Origin of the sequence: Planococcus sp. NCCP-2050, from assembly GCF_023708025.1 — a bacterium.
Classification (GTDB): Bacteria; Bacillota; Bacilli; order Bacillales_A; family Planococcaceae; genus Planococcus.
Genome location: NZ_BRCX01000001.1, coordinates 920317 through 941167 on the forward strand (window position 1 = coordinate 920317; position 20851 = coordinate 941167).

Annotated in this window: 17 protein-coding genes; 1 reads left to right on the forward strand and 16 read right to left on the reverse strand. The window is 40.9% G+C overall.

What is annotated here, in order from left to right; all coding sequences use genetic code 11:
* Nucleotides 1-5: 5 nt before the first annotated feature.
* The 10 genes from NFU07_RS04580 to NFU07_RS04625 form a co-directional block, all read right to left on the reverse strand.
* Complete coding sequence (locus tag NFU07_RS04580) at nt 6-962, reverse strand: glycosyltransferase family 2 protein (RefSeq protein ID WP_251475312.1); 957 nt, start codon at nt 960-962, stop codon at nt 6-8.
* A 230-nt stretch (nt 963-1192) separates the two neighbouring features.
* Nucleotides 1193-2266, reverse strand: coding sequence for a GDP-mannose 4,6-dehydratase (gene gmd, locus NFU07_RS04585; protein WP_251475314.1), 1074 nt, complete (start codon nt 2264-2266; stop codon nt 1193-1195).
* Nucleotides 2267-2277: 11 nt separating this feature from the next.
* A complete protein-coding gene (gene fcl / locus NFU07_RS04590; RefSeq protein WP_251475316.1) occupies nt 2278-3228 on the reverse strand; it encodes a GDP-L-fucose synthase in 951 nt (316 codons plus the stop codon).
* 304 nt (nt 3229-3532) lie between these two features.
* Nucleotides 3533-4999, reverse strand: coding sequence for an MOP flippase family protein (locus tag NFU07_RS04595; RefSeq protein ID WP_251475318.1), 1467 nt, complete (start codon nt 4997-4999; stop codon nt 3533-3535).
* A 20-nt stretch (nt 5000-5019) separates the two neighbouring features.
* On the reverse strand, nt 5020-7128 hold the full coding sequence (locus NFU07_RS04600; protein ID WP_251475319.1) for a hypothetical protein: 2109 nt from the start codon (nt 7126-7128) through the stop codon (nt 5020-5022).
* Between the two features lie 115 nt (nt 7129-7243).
* Nucleotides 7244-8260 (reverse strand): dTDP-glucose 4,6-dehydratase, encoded by a 1017-nt coding sequence (gene rfbB / locus NFU07_RS04605; RefSeq protein ID WP_251475320.1) that lies wholly within the window; start codon nt 8258-8260, stop codon nt 7244-7246.
* Between the two features lie 17 nt (nt 8261-8277).
* Nucleotides 8278-9165: a glucose-1-phosphate thymidylyltransferase RfbA gene (rfbA, locus tag NFU07_RS04610; protein ID WP_251475321.1), complete on the reverse strand. Its 888-nt coding sequence runs from the start codon at nt 9163-9165 to the stop codon at nt 8278-8280.
* Between the two features lie 17 nt (nt 9166-9182).
* A complete protein-coding gene (locus tag NFU07_RS04615; RefSeq protein ID WP_251475322.1) occupies nt 9183-10334 on the reverse strand; it encodes a DegT/DnrJ/EryC1/StrS family aminotransferase in 1152 nt (383 codons plus the stop codon).
* An 18-nt stretch (nt 10335-10352) separates the two neighbouring features.
* Nucleotides 10353-11846 (reverse strand): lipopolysaccharide biosynthesis protein, encoded by a 1494-nt coding sequence (locus NFU07_RS04620; RefSeq protein WP_251475323.1) that lies wholly within the window; start codon nt 11844-11846, stop codon nt 10353-10355.
* A 39-nt stretch (nt 11847-11885) separates the two neighbouring features.
* Nucleotides 11886-12851 carry a glycosyltransferase family 2 protein gene (locus NFU07_RS04625; protein WP_251475324.1) on the reverse strand — a complete coding sequence of 322 codons (966 nt, stop codon included), beginning with the start codon at nt 12849-12851 and terminating at the stop codon, nt 11886-11888.
* 514 nt (nt 12852-13365) lie between these two features.
* Between NFU07_RS04625 and NFU07_RS04630 the strand changes: the two genes are divergently transcribed.
* Nucleotides 13366-14367, forward strand: a complete 1002-nt coding sequence (locus tag NFU07_RS04630) for a GNAT family N-acetyltransferase (protein WP_251475325.1) — start codon at nt 13366-13368, stop codon at nt 14365-14367.
* A gap of 60 nt (nt 14368-14427) precedes the next feature.
* On the opposite strand, the gene NFU07_RS04635 is transcribed toward NFU07_RS04630, so the two are convergent.
* From NFU07_RS04635 to galE, 6 genes are all read right to left on the reverse strand, one after another.
* Nucleotides 14428-15402: a hypothetical protein gene (locus tag NFU07_RS04635; protein WP_251475330.1), complete on the reverse strand. Its 975-nt coding sequence runs from the start codon at nt 15400-15402 to the stop codon at nt 14428-14430.
* Nucleotides 15403-15454: 52 nt separating this feature from the next.
* Complete coding sequence (locus NFU07_RS04640; RefSeq protein ID WP_251475332.1) at nt 15455-16585, reverse strand: right-handed parallel beta-helix repeat-containing protein; 1131 nt, start codon at nt 16583-16585, stop codon at nt 15455-15457.
* A 225-nt stretch (nt 16586-16810) separates the two neighbouring features.
* A complete protein-coding gene (locus NFU07_RS04645) occupies nt 16811-17497 on the reverse strand; it encodes a CpsD/CapB family tyrosine-protein kinase (RefSeq protein ID WP_251475334.1) in 687 nt (228 codons plus the stop codon).
* Complete coding sequence (locus NFU07_RS04650) at nt 17494-18231, reverse strand: YveK family protein (protein WP_251475336.1); 738 nt, start codon at nt 18229-18231, stop codon at nt 17494-17496. Before NFU07_RS04650 ends, NFU07_RS04645 begins: the two co-directional genes overlap by 4 nt.
* Nucleotides 18232-18320: 89 nt before the next feature.
* Entirely contained in the window at nt 18321-19523 is a 1203-nt protein-coding gene (locus tag NFU07_RS04655; RefSeq protein ID WP_251475338.1) for a glycosyltransferase, read from the reverse strand.
* A gap of 299 nt (nt 19524-19822) precedes the next feature.
* Complete coding sequence (gene galE / locus NFU07_RS04660; protein ID WP_251475346.1) at nt 19823-20806, reverse strand: UDP-glucose 4-epimerase GalE; 984 nt, start codon at nt 20804-20806, stop codon at nt 19823-19825.
* Nucleotides 20807-20851 lie beyond the last annotated feature (45 nt).

Genomic DNA, 20851 nt, shown 5'->3' on the forward strand with positions numbered 1-20851 from the left:
AAGTATTAAGTAGAAAGAATTTCAGAGAATTTATAGTTCTTTTTCGATTGTTTATACATGATTTCCAGGACTTTCAGCGGCAAGAAAGTAGAAAGATAATAGATGAACGCTTTTAACGAGCTATTCTTTTCAAATACAGCTTCGAGCAACACTTTTCTGGCCAATTTAACCGCTTCTTTGTCGCAGCTGGTAATGCCCACTTTCAGCAATGTCTTAAAAATATTAATTGAAAATTTCTCGAAAACGCCGTTCCCTAATTCCTTCGCTAAGTTTTTATAAGCCTTAAAAATATATACTTGGCCGTTTAGTACCGCCGTATTATTCGTTGAAATGCGCTCTCCGGAATGCTGGAAAAACAGCACCATGGAATCTTTCACAAAATCAAAATTTGTAATCTGTGATAAACGGAGATATAAGTCCCAATCCTGGCAACTGGGTAAGGCGGATTCAAACCCGTTGATTTCATGAAGCAGCTCTGTTTTAACTAGAACCGAAGAAGTCGTGTCAATACAATTAGATTCCATGAGCATCGGCAAAATATTCCCACGGTAACGAGGAATAATTTCCTTAATGGTTTCGCGCTCATTGACCAATTTGACACCAGTGTATACTGCGCCGACTTCCGGATTGCTATTGAATATCGCCAGTTGTTTTTGTAATTTGTCCGGCAGCCATTGGTCATCTGAATCCAAAAATCCAATGTAATTTCCCTTAGCGTGCTTAATGCCGGTATTTCTGGCCTCAGAGCCGCCTCTATTGATTTGATGCCGAATGTATTTGATGCGTGGGTCGTGCATTTCTTTCACAACCGCTTCTGTGTCATCTGTCGAGCAATCATCCACAATGATGATTTCTAAATTTTGATGGCCCTGATGCTGGAGGCTGTAAACAGCTTTCTTCAATAATTCAGAACGATTATAAGTGGGGATTACGACACTTACTTTTTCATTTGTTTTTCCCAATCGAGTCCACTCCTTAGCGTCTGTCTCCTCTTATATATTGAACATACAATTTTACAAATTTTTAATTGCACGCTTAACACTGATGCAGGATTAAGACAGAATCTGACTCGGCGGGAAGCCATACATATCTTGTCTATAATCTAATTTCTGAGTTGCACGAAAATACAGAATACTTATACGGATGAAAAAATATGCAGAGCCCCTCTCATCCGCAGCTCTGCATTTTTTCCTTAAAACTCTTTTGTGCTGTATGCTTCTTGCTTTTCTTTGCCTAATAAACGCAAATCGTTTTTAACCATAATCTCTACCAACTCTTCAAATGATGTAGCAGTGGGATTCCACTTCAACAGCTGTTTCGCTTTTGAAGGATCGCCCAATAATTGTTCCACTTCAGCCAAACGGAAGTAATCCGGATTCACTTCAACAATTACTTCTCCTGTACGCTTATTGATGCCTTTCTCTTCCGGCCCTTCGCCTTGCCATTCGATTTCTATTCCGGCATGAAGAAACGCTAGTGTCGCAAATTCACGGACCGTATGCATTTCTCCGGTCGCAATGACAAAATCTTCCGGCGTTTCGTGTTGCAGGATCAACCACATACATTCAACGTAATCTTTTGCATATCCCCAATCCCGGCGGGCATCCAAATTCCCAAGCGATAGCTTCTGCTGTTGTCCACTGGCAATTCGCGCTGCGGCCATGGTAATTTTACGTGTCACAAAAGTCTCTCCGCGGCGCTCTGATTCATGGTTGAAAAGAATGCCGTTCACGGCAAACATGCCATAAGATTCTCTGTAGTTTTTCGTTATCCAAAAGCCATACAATTTGGCGACTCCATATGGTGAACGCGGATAAAATGGCGTTGTTTCTTTTTGCGGCACCTCTTGGACTTTTCCGAACAGTTCTGAAGTGGATGCCTGGTAAATTCGGGTTTTATGCTGCAGCCCAAGAATTCGTACCGCTTCCAATATCCGGAGTGTGCCAATGCCATCTACATCCGCTGTATATTCCGGAGTTTCAAAAGACACTTTCACATGAGACATGGCGGCCAAATTATAAATTTCGTCTGGTTTGATCTCGCTGATCAACCGGATGACATTTGAGGTATCTGTCATATCCCCGTAATGGATAAAGAAATTCTCGCTGGTCTTCAGCTCTTCGATATAAAGGTGTTCTATTCTCTCTGTGTTAAAACTCGAGCTTCGCCGAATGATGCCATGAACTTCGTAGCCTTTCTCCAAAAGAAAATCCGCTAAAAACGATCCATCCTGTCCTGTAATCCCTGTTATCAATGCTTTTCTCATCGAATCCCCCATTATTTAACCGTAATAGTTTCTTTGCTGATATTTTCCAAGAACCACTCATAAGCTAATTTCAGCCCATGGTCCAATGAAGTTTCCGCTTTCCAGCCAAGGCTATGCAATTTGCTTACATCAACGAGCTTACGGGGAGTACCATCCGGTTTTGACGTATTGAATCTGATTTCCCCTTCATAGCCGGTAATGTCCTTAATCTTTTCGGCTAATTCTCTGATGGAAATATCTTTGCCTACACCGATGTTCACTAATTCACTTTTACTGTATGTGTTCATCAGATAGACAGCGGCATTGGCCAAATCATCTGAGTATAGAAACTCTCTTCTCGGCGTTCCCGTGCCCCATACTTCTACTGTTGGAGCAGAACTCACTTTCGCTTCATGGAATTTCCGGATTAACGCAGGCAGCACGTGGGAACTATTTAAATCAAAATTATCATTAGGGCCAAATAAATTGGTCGGCATAATCGAAATAAATTTAGTTCCATATTGCTTGTTATAGTACTCACACATTTTAATCCCTGCTATTTTCGCAATAGCATAGGGCTCATTGGTCGGCTCCAACTCTCCAGTCAATAAAGAATCTTCTCTCATTGGCTGAGGGGTGTATTTCGGATAAATGCATGTGCTTCCTAAGAAAAGCAGCTTTTTTACTCCGTTCTTATAGGACGCATCTATTACATTCGTTTGAATCATTAGATTGTCTCGAATAAAATCAGCTGGAAAATCGTTGTTTGCTACAATCCCCCCGACTTTTGCAGCAGCTAAAAATACATATTCCGGCTTTTCTAAGTTGAAGAATGCGTCAACTTGGCCGCGGTCTGTCAAATCCAATTCGCAATGAGTCCGTAAGACAAGATTATGATAGCCATTCTTCTTCAAATCTCTGACAATAGCCGATCCTACAAGACCCCGATGCCCTGCTACATAAATCTTTGATGACACATCCATTTAAACCCCATCCTTTTCTATGGTCTCTTAAGAGAATGCTCTCTTGCCTATTGCCAGAGAGCATATGCCGCTGAATAATTGCATATCGCTAAATCGGGCCCTTTTCACTCTTTAATATTCTTCCTGTATATCTATACATATTTACCAATACTAAATGCTTATACTATACTTTATTTTTATCATTTTAGCATACTTTAGACTTAATAAAACAGATTATTTAGATTATTTTATAAATTTTACAGAATTTCTTTTCTATAACCAGTAATCTTCCAATTTCATATTTTTTTAACTTCCAAAAGCAATTTCAAACCGTCGCCTTTTGGATAAAAAAACTTTTTACTTCCAGCAACAATTTCCGCTGGAAAATAATCATCATGAACCCATAGATCATCATTCCCGCACTAAAACTAATAAGGATAATAGCTAAGTCATTGGTTTTTGCTAAGATGCCGATCAAACCATGGAGCAATAAAATCATCACTGCTGAATGAAAAATTGGAATAAAGATGGCTTTCATTAATTCAGTGAAGCTATTGCCGATAATCAACCGGATTCTGCTGAAATAATTGATAAAGAACAGAACAACCCTTAATAAGCCCATGGCTAATGCCACCACTGCAATTTCCCCAGTTAAGCTTGAGAAATAAACAACGGCCGGCACAATAAATAGCAGACCCAATTGCCAATAAAAACTCCAGCGCACCTTCCCTACCGCGGTGAAAAGACTTCCGCTCGGATTCCCTAAAGCACGGAATAAGGCATAGAAGCAGAGAATCTGGACAATGATTACGGCTTCCGTCCATTCTTCCCCTAAAAGAAGCGGTACAAGATAAGGCGCTAATACGATAAGACCGGAAAAAAATGGTGCATTTAACGTCATAATCAGTTGAATGATAAATAGGTAAGCTTTTTGCAGCCGCTTTTGATCACTTTGAATTTTAGCGAAAACAGGAAATGATACGCGCGTAATCATGGGATTCAATTTCTGGATTGGCTGCATGATCAAGTTCATTGCCATACTGTAAATCCCAAGAATTTGCGGTCCCATTAGAACACCGATAATAATTTGGTCGATTTTTGTATTGAAATAATTCGCCGTCGTAGTTCCGAGACGATACAATCCGAACGTTATCAATTCCGTTATGTTTTTCCAAGAAAACACAAGCATCGGCCGTGTTTCTGGATTTCTAAAGCCTGAAAAAACCCACGGCACAGTCCGGACGAGAGAACTTGCAATATGGCCGAATACAAGAGACCACGCGCCCGCTCCTATAAAGGCCGCTAAGAAAATCGTAATAGAAACCCCGATAAAAGAAGCGATGATTTCGTTCTTCGTAATTTGGCTGAACTCCAAATTCTTGCTGGCTATCGTTTGGAATTGTAAACCGAACGGGATGATGAGAAAACTGATGCCAACCACCCGAATCATCTCTTTTAATTCAGCATGATTAAATAGGATGGCGAGAAATGGTGCAGCAATGAATAAAATGATGAAGATTCCGATACCCATGAAAATCGAAAACCAGTAAAGGCTCGATAATTGAATTTTACTGATTTTCGCCTTTTGAATGATTGCATCTGCCAGTCCCATATCCATATACATTTGGGCAAACTGAATGACGATTTGCACAAGCGCTAAAATCCCATAGACGGCAGGACCGAGAATGCGTCCCAGAACTACTAATTGGATAATCTGCAGGACACTTGTAATGAGCATTGAAAGTGAAGTGAGTTTCATGCTGTTGGCCACTTTCTTTTTTAAAGTCGACATCGCTTCAACTCACTCCAATCTCAATACAGGATTTTTTTCCAAAGATCTTTTCTGCTTTTCAAATCGATGCCATACGGGATGTCCGCCATAAAGTTATCGGGATATCCGATGAAATCAAACGACTCATCAATTGTTTTTGGTTTGTGATCGTATTTATACAAGAACTCAAAATCGATGATTCGCGGCCCCTCTTTGGTCATTAATATATTGCCAGGATGGAAATCGATCAATGCGAATCCTTTTTCATAAAAGAACCGGCTGATGCCCAAAATCTCTTCTTTGTATTTTTTCAACATCCACTTTTTCACTCGTTTGTTTTCAGCAATCCTCAGTGTATCCAACAATGGCACAATCAAATAATTGTCGCCGCTGTCGAGGAGTTTCGGAATAAATTCACATTCTTTGCTAAGCTCTCCATAAACATAAACTTCACGCTTTAAAAAACGTTCTTTTCCTGCTTGATAGGTTTTTTTGACTGCTTTTTTTCCTTGATATTCGATCACTTCCACTTTAGCCCGCCGCCGATTACCGGATAAATCTTTATAGACTTTCTCTTTTGTTACGTAAGCTTTGTCCCATTCAGTAATGGTATTTCGGACGTAAGCCATCGTTTCTGGAACGACCATATTGATATAATCCAATGCTTCAATTTCATCATCAGAACTATGGATCGGATTCGTCTTCTCTTCAGCTTCAAGATTTGAATTGATTTCTCTCCGGACTTCTTCCTTAAAGAGATAATGTTCGTTCGATACATGCGGATATTTCTTTTTGAATTTTTCCTTTAAAGGTTTGGGATGATAATCATACATGACAAGCAGTACTGCCGGATCTCCCCCATTTACTGGCCATGGTCCTTGCCCCCAATTGCCCCCGCGCAGCCTTTGAGATGCCTGCCTTTTTTGTTCGCGATTCAATTCAATGGCTTTCACCAGGTTTAATCCGCTTTTTTCCAGCCAATTGATGATAAAACCCGTCAGCCCCCTCTTATAAGCCCAATCCCTTATAACGAACACCATCACTTCTCCCGATTTTTCAAAGTCATCTGAAGAACGGATGATGGTCTCTTTCAACCAAGATGCATTTTCTTCCGGCAACTTTCGAATCGTATCGGTCGCCGGCGCCCACCCTGCTTCTCCTAACAAACGATGGAAATACATAAGATTAAGCTCTTTTAATTCCATGTTATTTTCCTTCGCTAACGCTTGTAAAATATTCAAATATTCATGATCGGCCAATTCTTGTCTGCCGACATCTCCGTCCCGAACCGGGATCCCGGATTTTATTCCTTTATGGTAAACTGCGTGATAAAGAAGGCTTAAAAAGTAATGGCGCTTGTCCGGCACAAAGAACCGGCCATTCCAAAGCGTTCTTTCCGCCAGGATTTTCTCGGCCAAATTCGGCGGGTAATAAGCCATATTCTTAAAGCTGCTTCCCGGCAAACCACTGACACTATAGAGGTCGAATGGCAGAATGCCTACTCTTTCATTTAATACTTGCTGCACCCTGAAAATGTCTTCATCTGCTACCAGGAGATCGACATCTTCCTGAATATCGGAAAAGGGAATTTTATCAAACCATCTGAGGACAACATATCTTAATCGCTGTTCATTAAAGCGTTTGAAAAGTGAATCAAGCGGCGTTTCCGGAGATAGATAGTAGCGCGCTTTCTTTTCTTTCTTGTATTTGCGTTTAAATAAGATGCCTCTGCTGACTGTTCCGTTTTCTTCAGCAAACCCTTTAAAACTCATTTCCCATCTTCGTTTTCGAGCATATTTGTATGCCCACACTGCCAAAAAACTGAAGTTATTCACCAAATTATTCGGTTTAAAGACAATCAGGTCCGCTGAAGAATTAAACGCTTTTTTAATATCATCGAATCCTGCCTTGCCTAAAATCAGGACGTCCGCATTGTTTTTATAAATAACGTCATTGCCGCTTACGGGATATGCATACCCACTGAACGAATGGGAAATATCAGAAACCACTGCTAAATAATTATCATATCCAGCTGCAGCCAGCTCCATTTTCAGCTTATTGTCTTCCGCATTATAATGCAGGATTTTCACTTTCTTCTTATCATCATTCAGTTCTCTTAAATAATCACTGACGCGCATACTATTCTCCATTACTGCACCTCCCCACTTTTCATAAACAGCCGAAAAAAATCAAAACAGAAGAGCCTCATCCCAAATGTCTTCTAAAGGATGACGCTCCTTGAACCTATATGGCTTTCTTTTTTCATTATTTGCTGATAGGCTGCAAATCTGGTTTAGGCTGCCGCTGCCGTTTCAGGATATGTTCCCACCAATCCTGGTTTTCCAAATACCATTGAATGGTTTGCTGAATCCCGCTGTCGAAACTATATGCTGGAATCCAGCCCAGCTTCTCTAATTTGGAAGGGTCGATGGCATAGCGGCGGTCGTGCCCAAGGCGGTCGGGTACATATTGGATCAATTCTTCGGATTTCCCTAACCCTTTGAGAATCGTCTGCACCACTTCTAAATTGGACTGCTCATTATGGCCGCCGATATTATAGACTTCTCCTAATTCCCCTTTATGCAGAACCAAATCAATGGCCGAACAATGATCCGCTACATGCAGCCAATCCCGAATGTTTTTGCCATCTCCGTAAACCGGAACGGGTTGATCTTTCAAAACTTGAGAAATGGTCAACGGGATCAACTTTTCCGGAAAATGATAAGGGCCGTAGTTATTGGAACAGCGCGTAATATTGACTGGCAATCCGAAGGTCTCAAAATACGAACGCACCAATAAATCGGAAGATGCCTTACTCGCACTATAAGGGCTATTCGGCTGAAGCGGCGTCTCTTCTGTAAAGAATGTAGAAGGGTCAAAATCCAGCTCTCCGTATACTTCGTCTGTTGAAATATGAACAAACTTTTGGACTCCAATTCGTTTTGCAGCTTCCAACAGAATTTGCGTGCCTAATATATTGGTGCGGATAAATACTTCCGGTTCACGGATTGATCGGTCAACATGGCTTTCAGCAGCAAAATGGACGACATAATCAAACTGTTCCTTTTCGAAAAGCTTATGAATTTCCAAGCTTTTCGTTATGTCTGTATGAACGAACGTATAATTGCTTTTCCCTTCAATTTTCTGATGCTTCGTCAAGTCTCCGGCATAAGTTAAAGCATCCAGATTGAAAATATGGTATTCAGGATACTTTTCCACCATATAGTGAACGAAATTACCACCGATAAACCCTGCTCCACCAGTTACTAATACTTTTTTCATCAGCAAGACCTCTATTCTCAATTGTTTAATTGAAAGGATTTTTCTGCAGCAATATCAATCAAATACTTTCCATAATCGGTTTTGATCAACGGCTCCGCCAATTCCACTAATTGCGTGCGGGAAATATAGCCCCGGCGATAAGCGATCTCTTCGATGCAAGATACGTATAACCCTTGTCTTTTTTGAATGGCTTCGACAAAATTGGCCGCCTGCAGCAACGCTTCATGAGTTCCTGTATCCAACCAGGCAAGGCCGCGTCCCATCAGGTTGACAGTCAACTCCCCGCGCTGCAGATAGACATCTATAATAGAAGTAATTTCTAACTCTCCGCGTTCTGAAGGATGGATGTTCTTTGCGATTTCAATCACTTGATTATCAAAGAAATACAAGCCTGGAACCGCGAAAGAAGATTTAGGTTCTTTCGGCTTTTCTTCAATCGAAAGGATCTTATTGTCATCCCCGACTTCTACTACGCCATACGCTCTCGGATCAGCGACATGACAGCCGAAAATGATGCAGCCATGCTCAAGTTCAGCCGACTCGATCAATCGGCTCCCGAAATCGGAGCCATAGAAAATGTTGTCACCCAGCACCAATGCGACCGGAGAGTCGCCGATAAAACTTTCCCCAATGGTAAATGCTTCGGCTAACCCTTTCGGTTCTTCTTGAATAGCATATTCCAATTTAATCCCTAATTTTTGCCCATTGCCGAGAAGGCTTAAAAAACCGGCGACGTCACGCGGAGTCGAAATGATCAAAATTTCTTTGATGCCAGCAAGCATCAACACCGATAGCGGATAGTAAATCATCGGTTTGTCATAAACCGGCAGCATCTGTTTCGAAATGGATTTTGTTAATGGATAAAGGCGTGTTCCGGATCCTCCGGCTAGAATGATTCCTTTCATAACCAATCCCTCTTTTCTTAGATTCGAGTCAAGGTCTTCAAGCTTTGTTGAAGCTCTTTGATCAATTGGCAAATTTGATTTACTGCTTCTATCGGCAATTTACCGTAATAAGGCATCGATAAGACTTGCTTCACTGCTTTTTGTGCAACTGGCAAGTTTTCCGGTTTCGCAGATTTAAGCTGTCGATACCATTCAAAATCACTGCATAGCGGATAAAAGTACTTGCGGGTGAAGACATTGTATTTCTCCAATTCTTGATGCAGCCAGTCCCTCGAACAGCCGAACTCCTGTTCATCCACTTCAATGACGAAATATTGGTAACTGCTCGATTCCCCTTCTAGCACGGTAATTGGACGGATGCCTGGAACTTCTGAGAAATGCCCTTCATAGGCTTTTTTCAATTGATGCCTTTTTAGCCGCTCTTCTTCTACGAGCTTCAGCACTTCGATTCCGATGCCCGCCTGGACTTCATTCATTTTGGCGTTCAAGCCTGAAAGCACCACTTCTTCTGCATTCAGGATTCCGAAGTTTTTCAAGAGATTCAATTTCTGAAGCACTTCTTCGTCTTTAACTGCTAAAGCGCCGCCTTCGATGGTATTAAATAATTTGGTTGCATGGAAACTGAACATCGTCATATCCCCAAAATCACTGATCGGCCTGCCATGCAGTTTCGCACCAAAAACATGCGCTCCATCATAGATAACTTTCAATTTATGTTTTCTGGCAATCTTCTCAATCTGGTCTACATCACATGGATTTCCAAAAACGTGGACCGCTAAAATAGCGGAGGTTTTTTCCGTGATTAACGCTTCTATTTTAGAAGCATCGATGTTTAAAGTGATGGGATCGATATCGCAAAAAACAGGTTTCAGGCCGTTCCAATCCAATGCCTGGACGGTGGCTGGAAATGTAAAAGGCGTCGTAATGACTTCGCCAGTTAGCTCAAGCGCTTTTATGCCAAGCAGCAAAGCCAGTGTCCCGTTGTTGAACAAGGAGAGATTCGGCGCTTGCAAATAGGCTTCCAATTGCTTTGTCAATTCTTTATGCTGATTTCCGTTATTTGTAATCTGGCCGCTTCCCCAGATTTCATTGATTTTATTCGTGACATCTTCCACCTTCGGCATTAATGGACTGGTGATAAATATCGGATTTTCAAATGGATTTGCCATATTCTTCATCCCCCACGATCATACTTTTTTTATATCGCTAGATTTGGCAAAGCTGATTTTCTTCAACATCGGTTTAAGCAAATCAAAAATAATATTCAATTCCTTGATTCTCAAGAGCTTGCTGATTGTAATGTATAGGATGATGCCTAAACTGATTTGGAACAGCAATTTCATCAAATTGCTTTCAAACAGGTATTCGCCGCCTATATAGACTGCGAGTCCCATTGCAAGGGAAATGAGATACATCGGCAACAAGTCTTTCACCTGCTCTTTAATGGAGTAGGAAATTTCACGGGCAGAAAAGTAAGTATTGAAATACAAAGCGACGTAAGAATCGAGTACGATGACACCGACAAGCCCCATGATGCCAAGCTTGAACCAGATGGCTAAAAAGATGAGCAAAGATAAAACAATCATTTTGGCAATTTCCAAGTACAGGAACAAATCAGATCGGCCGCGCACTTGGAGGATATTTAAATTCAAGGCATGGATGGGATAAAGCATTCCGGCAATGCACAGCAATTGAAAATAGACCACCATTCCTGCCCATTGCTCCCCCAGCACTAAATGGATGAGCGGTCCAGCTATGGCAGCGATTCCTGCCATGACCGGGAAAATAATGAACCCGGATAATTTAATGATTTTACGGAAAGCCTGCTTGATTCGATTCTCATCCTCTTGAAGGCTGCTAAGCACTGGATACGTCACTCGCTGCAATGTAGCAGTCAAAGTTTGTGCAGCAACATCACTGAATTTGGAAGCATTCGTATAGTATCCAAGGCTTCTTGCCGAATACTGCTTCCCGATGATCAAGAAGAAAATATTCGTATAGATTGTATCGATCAAACCTGAAACCAATAATTTCCATCCAAAACCGAACAATCGTTTAAAGGACCACCAGCTAAATACGAATGAAGGCATCCACTTTCTTGACAGGGACAAAAATAGGGATTGCACTGCATTCATCGTCAATTGCCGGATGACTAAGCTCCATACCCCTAGCCCGGCAAAAGCAGCTCCAACAGCAAAAACTCCCGATAAGATGCTGGCTGTTAAATTTACTTTTGCTTGGACTTTGAAATTCACTTCTTTCGTGAACATTGCTCTTGGAATGATGGCAAAAGAGTTGATGATCACCCCAATCGAAAGCACCCGGATCAGCATGGTCAATTCAGGCTGGCTATAAAAAGAGCTAATGGCCGGCGCTGTCAAATAGAGGATAGTATAGATAAAAAACGAAACGGCAATATTGAAATAGAACACCGTGGAATAATCAGTTTGAGTCACTTTCTGCTCACGAATCAGCGCTTGGGTAAATCCACTGTCTGTGATGGAATTGGAAATGGCTATAAAAATCAAAATCATCCCAATCAGACCGAAATCTTCTGGAAGCAGCATTCTGGCCAATACGACTTGAATGATAAACTGCCCACCTTGGTTCCCGACCAAGTCACCAAAACTCCAAAGCAATCCGCTTATTGTCTTTTTCTTTAAGGAATTCTGCTTTTCCATAAGCTGGCTCCAATCAAAATAAGGTGGTTTCCCTCTTTTTTACGTAATCAGTTTCCATTTCACTGCTTTTAATACACGGGCAATCCGCGGAAATGAATGCTTCACTTTTAAGGTCGCGATTCTTTTCAACCCTAACTCTTTGTATAACTGGCTATATTCCGGTTTTTTCACTTCTTCTTTTTCTCCCATTTCAATTAACAGGCAAAGATGGTTTTTCTTCTTTGTCCGGTTGATCACCGCGTCGTATTGAAAGTGAGTGTACGCATTGATTTCGTCCAGCATTGCTGCAATATCATAGACATGCTGCTTCTTTTTGCTCAAAGTGCCTAATTCTCTGTCTGTCCAGGAACCATTTACACCAATACGGTAGGCTGACATGATCTCATCTATATAATAGACACTGCCTTTGAGGGCGGCGTAAATCACTAAAGGATAGTCGCCAACTACAGCATTCAAGTAAAACTGCGGCATTTCCCCGACCTTTTCACGGGCGATCATAATCGAATTGGTAGCTACAAAATCCCCGCCGCCTTCAATCAATTCTTCAACGGTAAAAATTCTGCTTTCGGTACTCGGTCTCACTTTTGCAACCACTTTTTTTCGGCTGGAAGATACTTTATAGGCACCATGTACACACATGCTGCACTCCGGGTGAGCTTCCATATAATCTACTTGCTTTTGAAGCTTGTGCGGATCTGTCCAGTAATCATCACCTTCACAAGCCGCTGAATATTTCCCCTTAGCTCTGCTGCTGTTGATCAGTTCTACATTGACCCCTTTTGAATATTGATTCTCTACTTGATAGATAGGTTTTATAATATCTGGGTATTTTCTTTCATACTCTTTAATAATTTCTGCTGTTCGATCGGTTGAAGCATCATCATGAATAAGGATTTCGAACGGAAAATCGGTTTTTTGCATAAGAAAGCTTTCCAGTGCATCCGCTATATATTTTTCATGATTATAGGCTTCACAGGTGATGCTCACCATCATCTCTTTTTCCATCCTTATATGGCTCCTCTTCAATTAAATTCTTCTATTTTAAGAGATCGCTTCCATCAGGCCACTCTTATTCCGGCATTTTCATCTAAAGTTTTATCAGTCTTCCTTTCATAAAAGAGCCATTAACCAAGAGCGAGTGTCATTAGTAATAGATTTGCTAAAATAATCCTTTTAGTTCGAAATAATACTAATACTTTCTACTTAAGTGATTCTATTTAATTTTCATTCTATCACAGAATGCACCATAAGTAACAGATTATTTAGATAATTTTATTTATTAAGATAATTTAAAGTTTATTACTTCTATATATTTTAGTCTTTAGAATCAATTCTATGAAAGCATTTTCCTCTAAATTATTCTGAATAAACAGTTTTTTTATTCACATTTCTATTTCTTGTTGATATAATTGAATTCAGGATTCCCTGATTCAGGAATTTTTAGGAGTCTGCTGGTTTCGTTTACTACGACTTTAGCTGAACCATATTCATATAAAAACGAAGTGGGGTGCATTAATTAGTGGATGTATATTATAAGAAAAATTATGGGCTCTTGTATGAGCAAATTGAAAATGGCAAATGTGAAATTTTTAATTTCCAAAGTTCAACTGGCTCTGTCAGACATCTGTTTATCAAGAAAGAGATCCCTTATTTACTAAACGGCATTCAATTTTATGATATTCTCTCCCCTTATGGCTACGGAGGACCTCTTATCACTACATGCAAAGAAGGAAAAAGAAACATACTCGCAAAAGAGTTTGAAGTAGCTTTTTCCGCTTACTGCAAAGAGCAGCGAATCATTTGCGAGTTTGTACGGTTCCATCCTCTATTCTCCAATGCCCAGGATTTTTCGGCCTGCTATGAACTTTCTTTTAAAAGTTTCACTACTGGCACGGCATTAGCCCCTTATACCGATCCAATCCAACATGAATTTTCAAAATCCACTAGAAAAACGATTCGTAAAGCATTAAAGGCCGGCGTTACCTATCGAATCACAAAAAAACCAGAAAGCTTGGCACCATTCCGCACGATGTACGTGGAGACGATGAAAAGAATTGGCGCAGACGATATCTACTTCTTTGATGACATCTACTTTTCAAACTGCTTGGCTTACTTCGGTGACAATATCCTTTTGGTCGAAGCCATATACGAAGGAAAAACGATTGGCATGGAACTCCATTTTCACTACAATAAGTGGATCCATACGCACCTCTCGGCTACCAAAGAAGAATTTCATCATCTGTCTCCCGTTTATATCATGACCTATGCAATCACAGAATGGGGCAAATCGAATGGCGCCGAGCTGATTCACTCAGGAGGCGGCAGAACAAGTGAACCGGACGACAAACTTTACCTCTTCAAGAAAAAATTTGGACAGAACACACAGTTTGAATACTATACCGGCTCGAAAATTTGGAATGTGGAAGTATATGAACAGCTATGCGAAAAAAGCGGCACTTTAATGGAAAGTGATTTTTTCCCTGCATATCGCAACCCTGTTGAAACACCTTCGAGAGTCTAATCCTGTTAGCAAAAGCCAAGAAAGCTGCCGAATCCATAATGGCTGGCAACTTTCTTGGCTTCATCTTTTGATGGCTATATAATTATTCAGCGCTTCTTTCAATAGGCCGGCCATATACTCCATATCGTCAAGGCTATAGCGTTGATCACATGGAAGCGGCAGGATATTGGCCGTATAGCGATTCTCAATAGAAGTTTCTTCCGTATCAGCCAAAACATTCGGCCAAAGCGTAGGGATATAAATTTTCTGTCCAGCTAAAAGCTTTCTGATTTCAGGTCCGTTTTCGCAGTAAAATGGATAGGCAAAAGCACCTTCTGGAGAAAAAACATTTAAAGGATTCAATAGGCGAAGCTCATTTGCTAAATAACTGAAATTGCGGCTGCGGACCTCTTTCGCTTTTTCATAATCAATAGCACCCATAATATTATGCGTTAGCTTAGACATGTGTTTCAGCGGCTCCAAATCAAATAATTCATTGACTTCATGGTATTCCTTATAATAATCCGATGCCTTCCCTTCAAACCGCCCCAATAAATACGGATAACGGTCTTTGGAAATATCCACAGCCAATTCTTCATCCAATACCGCATCCGTAGAAAGATAGGCGCCGTCCGGTACCCCAAAAAATTTTCGGCAGGAATAAATTGTATCGATTCCTTGCAGCGGCGGCTGAAAAAACGCATGGGTATTGTCGACAATAAGCGAGCCATACAAAGATTCGAATTTCTTAATCGTGTCATTTGAATGCTGGCCGTAATGATTGACGAGATAAAGGTAAGCCCCGTTTTCCAGCCTATGATCGATTTTCGGCTTAAAATCCTCATCGATATGGTAATAGCCGAAATCATAGCTGTAATTCTGCAAGGTATCCCGTATGCAATCGCATAAATAATAAGGGATGTATATTTTTTTTATCGCTCTTGCTTTCATTACATATAACAGAGCATTCCGCGCACTATTTAATGCGATTAGATCTGGATAAAATTCCTGCCCTGCTAAATTCTCAAGTTCAAAATATCCCCCGATTTCCTTCACATCAACACCCCTTCGGCTCTTTATCTAATCCGCTTTAAAACATAGCTTGAAACTAGTCCACGTAAGAATTTTGTTTTTCATATTTGGCAAACATCTTCGGATCTGTGATGATCAAATTCCCTTTGTTTACCGTGTTCCCGGTAATGACATGCCCTTCCCCAATATCTACGAAAATTCCAAAATGCGAGTTGCCCCTCGGATTCGTTGCAAAATTATTGGTGATGACAATATCATGGCTCGGCGTCAAAAGGTTTTCTCCGCCGTCTCCTGGGCGAATCGCAATATTGTATTCATTGTCAAAAACGTTATTGGAGGTGATAATATTCGATTCAGCACCATTTTTAATATCAATGCCATAATAAAACCCACTGACGGTATTGTTTTCAATGCGGCTATTTTTTTCGCTCTCTACCGTAATCCCTTGTTCAATCGTATGATCTGGACGGTCTTCCGTAACTACACAATTAACTACGGTATTGTTTTCCCCCACCCCGTATAAAGAAAGGTGCCCGTCGCTCGAATTCCGGACAACGCAGGAATCGATGATGTTATTGTTGGACGAAAAATTGATGATGCCGGAGCCATAATTGTATTCTGATGTGACGTTTCGGATTAAATTGTTATCCGCATCATGCAGATGGATTCCTTGGGAATGGTTTTTCGTATACGTGTTTTCAATCGTACTATTTTGCGTTTCATGCAAGAGCACAGCAATATTGGAGGTCAATTCAGCATCACGTGGAAATTTATCCCCGATGAGCGAGCCGCCCTTCAAATGGACATCCGCCGTATCATGAATCCAAAATATTCCGTAACGTCCATCTGTTTCCGTTTTGATCGTCACCTCATCCATTTCAATGGTAAGTGGATTGGTGATTTCAAGCGCAAAATGACTTTCTCCGTATCCAGTGACGGCCTTCAAATCAGGGTTTCGGCTTACTTTATAGATGCCATCCGGCAATTTCAGGGTTCCTCCAGGAGGCACTTCATTAATAGCTGCTTGCAGCGCAGCGGTATCATCCGCTATGCCATCTCCTACCAAACCGTTCTTATCCGCAAGCATTTTTTCATCTTCTGGTTCCATCGCAACTTCCGGTCTATTCAAATTCATATACAGTAGATAACTGATTCCAGCAATTCCGAGAAAAACGACCATCCACCTTAACCATTTTGCGTTCTCCAATTAAATCCTCCTTTGGCTATTTAAAAATAAAGTTTTGTGAAACGATTGCCAGGTTGTTTTAGGAGAATTCACACGCCCCTCTTTACAGATATCATTTAATTAATATTATCAGAGAAATCCACAAATTAATAGTTATTATTAGAATTTTCTAATATCTAAAGACAATAGAAAAGCCGTTCGCCAAAGGAGGTGGATTTCCTTCCAGCTGCGGCTTCGCTAAAGTCTTCAATATTGGTAGTAATATGTTTCTTTTGTCGGCGTAAAGTTATTGAGGACGATTCCCAAAAGCTTACTGCTGGTCAGTTCAATCACCTCCTTCGCTTTTAACGCCCCACGTTTTTCAGTGGTGCCTGAATTGATGATCAACACGGTTCCTTCACAATGGTCCGCTATCAATTTCCCATCCGCTACAGATAAAATCGGCGGCGAGTCGAAGATGACCAAATCGTAGGATTTCCCTAAATGTTGGATTAGATGGGCCATTGTCTCTGAAGCTAGCAATTCAGCCGGATTTGGAGGAATGGGCCCGCAAGTCAGTAAATGCAGCCCGCTGATCGGACCTTTTTTAATTGCAGCTTCTACTGGCAAACGGCGAGTCAATACACTCGACAATCCGACCGTGTTGCGGATTTCAAAAGTATGGTGCATCGTCGGTTTTCTCATATCGCCATCGATTAAAAGAACTTTCTTTCCTTCTTGCGCAAAGACGACGGCTAAGTTTGCCGCAGCGGTCGATTTCCCTTCTGCCGGAGCTGCGGAAGTAATCGCTAGCGACCGAAGTTCTTTATCAGGCATTGAAAAATTAATATTTGTTCTGACATTCCGAAATTGCTCTGAAACAAAACTTTTTGGAGTTGTATAAGCAACCAATTTTCTTCCGGTACGATCTGTTTTTCGTTTCGTTTTACTCATGTTCTGAACGCCTCCTTCTCTTTAAGGGATACTTGTTCAATCTTTCGGATTTTATGGTTTTCATTCATCGGCGATACTACACCAAGTATCGGGAGACCGAGCAGTTCCTCGACATCTTCTTCACTTTTTACCGTGGTATCTAAAAATGCCAGCAAGAAGGCGATGCCAATCCCTAAAACAAGTCCACCTGAGGCAGCTGCTGCAATATTCATCACCAAATTGGGCTCAACCGGCTCCGGATTTTCGCTCAGCGTTGCGGTTGAAAGAATATTGACGTTGTCTACATTCATCAGTTCTTCAATTTCTGCCTGGAAAACCGTTGCGATCATATTCGCGATTTTAACTCCTTCAGCTGCATTTTCATCTCTTACGGAGATATCAATAACTTGAGACTCGGACGCTGAATTCACGGTTATTTTATTTGTCAGCTCTTCTGCAGTAACCGTTAAGCCCAAGCGTTCGATGACTTGATCCAGTATAAGAGGCGTTTTAATAATGACACTGTACGTATTGATCAATTGGAGATTTGTTTGAATGTCTGTATTTGTAATAGGCATCGTTTCACTTTGCTCTGAGTTGATCAGAATCTGGGTGGAAGTCTGGTAAATAGGAGTTACTAGATAAACAGTCGCCGCTCCTGCTAATACAGCTGCTAAAATGACCAGGCTGATAATCATCAAAATCCTCTTTTTAATAATTCCGTATACCGTCCGCAAATTTATTTCTTCAATCATTTCGCTGTCCCCTTTGCTCCGAATTTTTCTTTTATCCCGAATCTTAATAGGCCCATAGAACCCAATAATCTTTATTCATTTTATTAAATCTAATAATTCAGATTATTTAAGAGATTAAAGTTCTCCTCATATACCGGATCTTTTGCCAGATGAACCATTAATGAGAGCTTCTCTTCCCAATCCTGTTTTTTCGCTGCTTTTTGCCGTTCGTGAATCAGGCTATCAGAATTTCTAAATTTAATGCTTTTTAGGCATTCGGAGATGAACTCCAAATCGCTTTTCGCATAAGAAAAGACGCCGGACTGCTGATACTTTTCTGTAGTCGGCACTCCGATGCCGACTACCGGAATTCCAGCTGCTAAGTATTCGAACATCTTTAATGGACTGACTGCTTGATTGTATTCAATTTTCTTGTAAGGCAGCAACCCTACATCCATCGCCTTCATATACCGCGGAACGTTTTCGTATTTTACGCCACCCAAGCTATGAACATTCTTCAATGCCAGGAGCTTATCGAGCGATTCATTTTTTTCTTTCGCTACAGGCCCGACGAGTATAAGTTGGACAGAAGGCGCTGTTATAGCCAATTTATAGAGAAGCTCAAAATCGAGTTTACTTTTTATGCCACCTATGAACCCGAGCCTCGGCGAGGGAATTTTCTTCAATTCAGCCATTGGTGCATTTGCAAAATCATTGTATTCGACACCATTTTCAATGATTACAGCTGGTTGGCCGGTGATGCGCTCGATTTTATCACCGAGAAATTGTGAACTTGCGAAGCGAATCATGCTGCTTTTCGCAATTCTTTTCTCTGACAACTGAATCATTTTTTTCAAGATAGCCGGTTTCACCCGTTTCAAGCCGCTTGGCTGCACCCAAGTACTTCCCCAGGAATCACTGCAATCATAAACAATGCGATCCCAGTTCGCAGCCGCTGCTAAGTCGCTGAATCCGGGATAAGTGAACCAAAGAATTCGCTTTTCTCCCTCGCTGACTTCTTTTACGATTTTCTTGAAAATGGAAAGTGTCATGCCGCTTTGAAGATTGATGATATTCTTGTAATCATTGATTTTCAGCTCCACGAGTTTTTCTGTCTGGTCCACTCTTCTCCAACGTTTTTCCTTCCTGAATAGCTCTCCTTTATTGCCCGTCTCTATAGGCGAGACCCAAAAGACCTTTCCCGTATCTGGATGCTGCAATAGTTTTTCTACGAGCCGGTGCCTTCTATACTTTAATGCGTCATCTCCAATACCAGACGGCGCTACCACAAAATGATCAATTTGCATCTTCATCACTCCAATTCCCATTGCTTAGGTGAAAAAAAAGACTGCTTCTCCAAATGATTTGGTTCATTATAATCAAAATACGGCTGAATGGACATAGGTTTTATAACTAATAAAATCATTATAATACGAATTTAACTGAAATACCTAATAATTCTGAAAATATTTGAAATATTTTTTCTTTTCATAGTTAAAAGGACTGAAAGCACTTGATACTAAAGGAGCAAGAGAAGATTTCAAGAAAAAACAGTCTGCCCTCTTTAAAGGGTAGACTGCCATTTTCGCTGAAAAGTTTCGGTGGATTCTCTTTAAATTTGATGGTTAAGGCTTCTGCTATGCCAATTCCATGCACTCTTAATAATTTCTTCTAATTTGTATTTCGGCGTCCAACCAAGAACATCATGGATTTTTTGAGAAGACGCGACCAATACAGCAGGATCTCCAAGACGGCGTTCTGTATAATCGATTACTGCTTTTTTGCCAGACACTTTCTCGCAAAGGTCGATCACTTCTTTTACCGAATAACCGGAACCATTGCCGAGATTGAAAATTTCATTTTCCACAACGCCTTTGACTAAGCCTTCATATGCCAAAATATGCGCATTCGCTAAATCAGTGACATGGATATAATCCCGAATGCAAGTTCCATCTGGAGTCTCATAATCAGTGCCGAAAACGGAAATCTTTTCACGCTCTCCAAGAAGATGCTGCAAGATAATCGGGATCAAATGGCTTTCGGGATCATGGCTTTCGCCAATTTCTCCAGAAGCGTGTGCGCCTGCTGCATTAAAGTAACGTAAAATGACGTATTTGAAATCATGTGCTTTAGCGGTATCTGCAAGAATCCGTTCAACCATCAATTTCGAACGGCCGTATGGATTGATTGGCTGAGTCGGATTATTTTCCGTGATAATCGCCGTTTCCGGAATTCCATATGTAGCTGCTGTAGAAGAAAAAATGAATTTATCCACGCCGTATTCAACCATTTTTTTTAAGAGCATAATTGTAGCTCCAACATTATTTTGATAATATTTCAAAGGCTGTGTGACAGATTCACCTACAAGGCTATTGGCTGCGAAATGAAAGACAGCTTCAATGTTGTGCTCAGTGAATACTTTATCCAAGGTCTCCTCATCACCTAAATCCCCGTTAATGAACGTTGCTTTTTCGTCCAGCAGGAAAGGAAATCCCGTGGTCAAATTATCCAATACAACCACCTCATAATTGCCGATCAACTCTTTTACCGTATGGCTGCCGATATAGCCGGCGCCACCACAAATCAATATGGACATCAAATTCCCCTTTATTTTTTGACATTTGGATTTTACAAAATATGT

Bases quoted from the DNA above. Each gene is read 5' to 3' on its own strand.
- gmd (WP_251475314.1), bottom strand. From the start codon at position 2,266: ATGAGAAAAGCATTGATAACAGGGATTACAGGACAGGATGGATCGTTT.
- fcl (WP_251475316.1), bottom strand. From the start codon at position 3,228: ATGGATGTGTCATCAAAGATTTATGTAGCAGGGCATCGGGGTCTTGTA.
- NFU07_RS04595 (WP_251475318.1), bottom strand. From the start codon at position 4,999: ATGTCGACTTTAAAAAAGAAAGTGGCCAACAGCATGAAACTCACTTCA.
- NFU07_RS04600 (WP_251475319.1), bottom strand. From the start codon at position 7,128: ATGGAGAATAGTATGCGCGTCAGTGATTATTTAAGAGAACTGAATGAT.
- rfbB (WP_251475320.1), bottom strand. From the start codon at position 8,260: ATGAAAAAAGTATTAGTAACTGGTGGAGCAGGGTTTATCGGTGGTAAT.
- rfbA (WP_251475321.1), bottom strand. From the start codon at position 9,165: ATGAAAGGAATCATTCTAGCCGGAGGATCCGGAACACGCCTTTATCCA.
- NFU07_RS04615 (WP_251475322.1), bottom strand. From the start codon at position 10,334: ATGGCAAATCCATTTGAAAATCCGATATTTATCACCAGTCCATTAATG.
- NFU07_RS04620 (WP_251475323.1), bottom strand. From the start codon at position 11,846: ATGGAAAAGCAGAATTCCTTAAAGAAAAAGACAATAAGCGGATTGCTT.
- NFU07_RS04625 (WP_251475324.1), bottom strand. From the start codon at position 12,851: ATGGAAAAAGAGATGATGGTGAGCATCACCTGTGAAGCCTATAATCAT.
- NFU07_RS04645 (WP_251475334.1), bottom strand. From the start codon at position 17,497: ATGAGTAAAACGAAACGAAAAACAGATCGTACCGGAAGAAAATTGGTT.
- NFU07_RS04650 (WP_251475336.1), bottom strand. From the start codon at position 18,231: ATGATTGAAGAAATAAATTTGCGGACGGTATACGGAATTATTAAAAAG.
- NFU07_RS04655 (WP_251475338.1), bottom strand. From the start codon at position 19,523: ATGAAGATGCAAATTGATCATTTTGTGGTAGCGCCGTCTGGTATTGGA.
- galE (WP_251475346.1), bottom strand. From the start codon at position 20,806: ATGTCCATATTGATTTGTGGTGGCGCCGGCTATATCGGCAGCCATACG.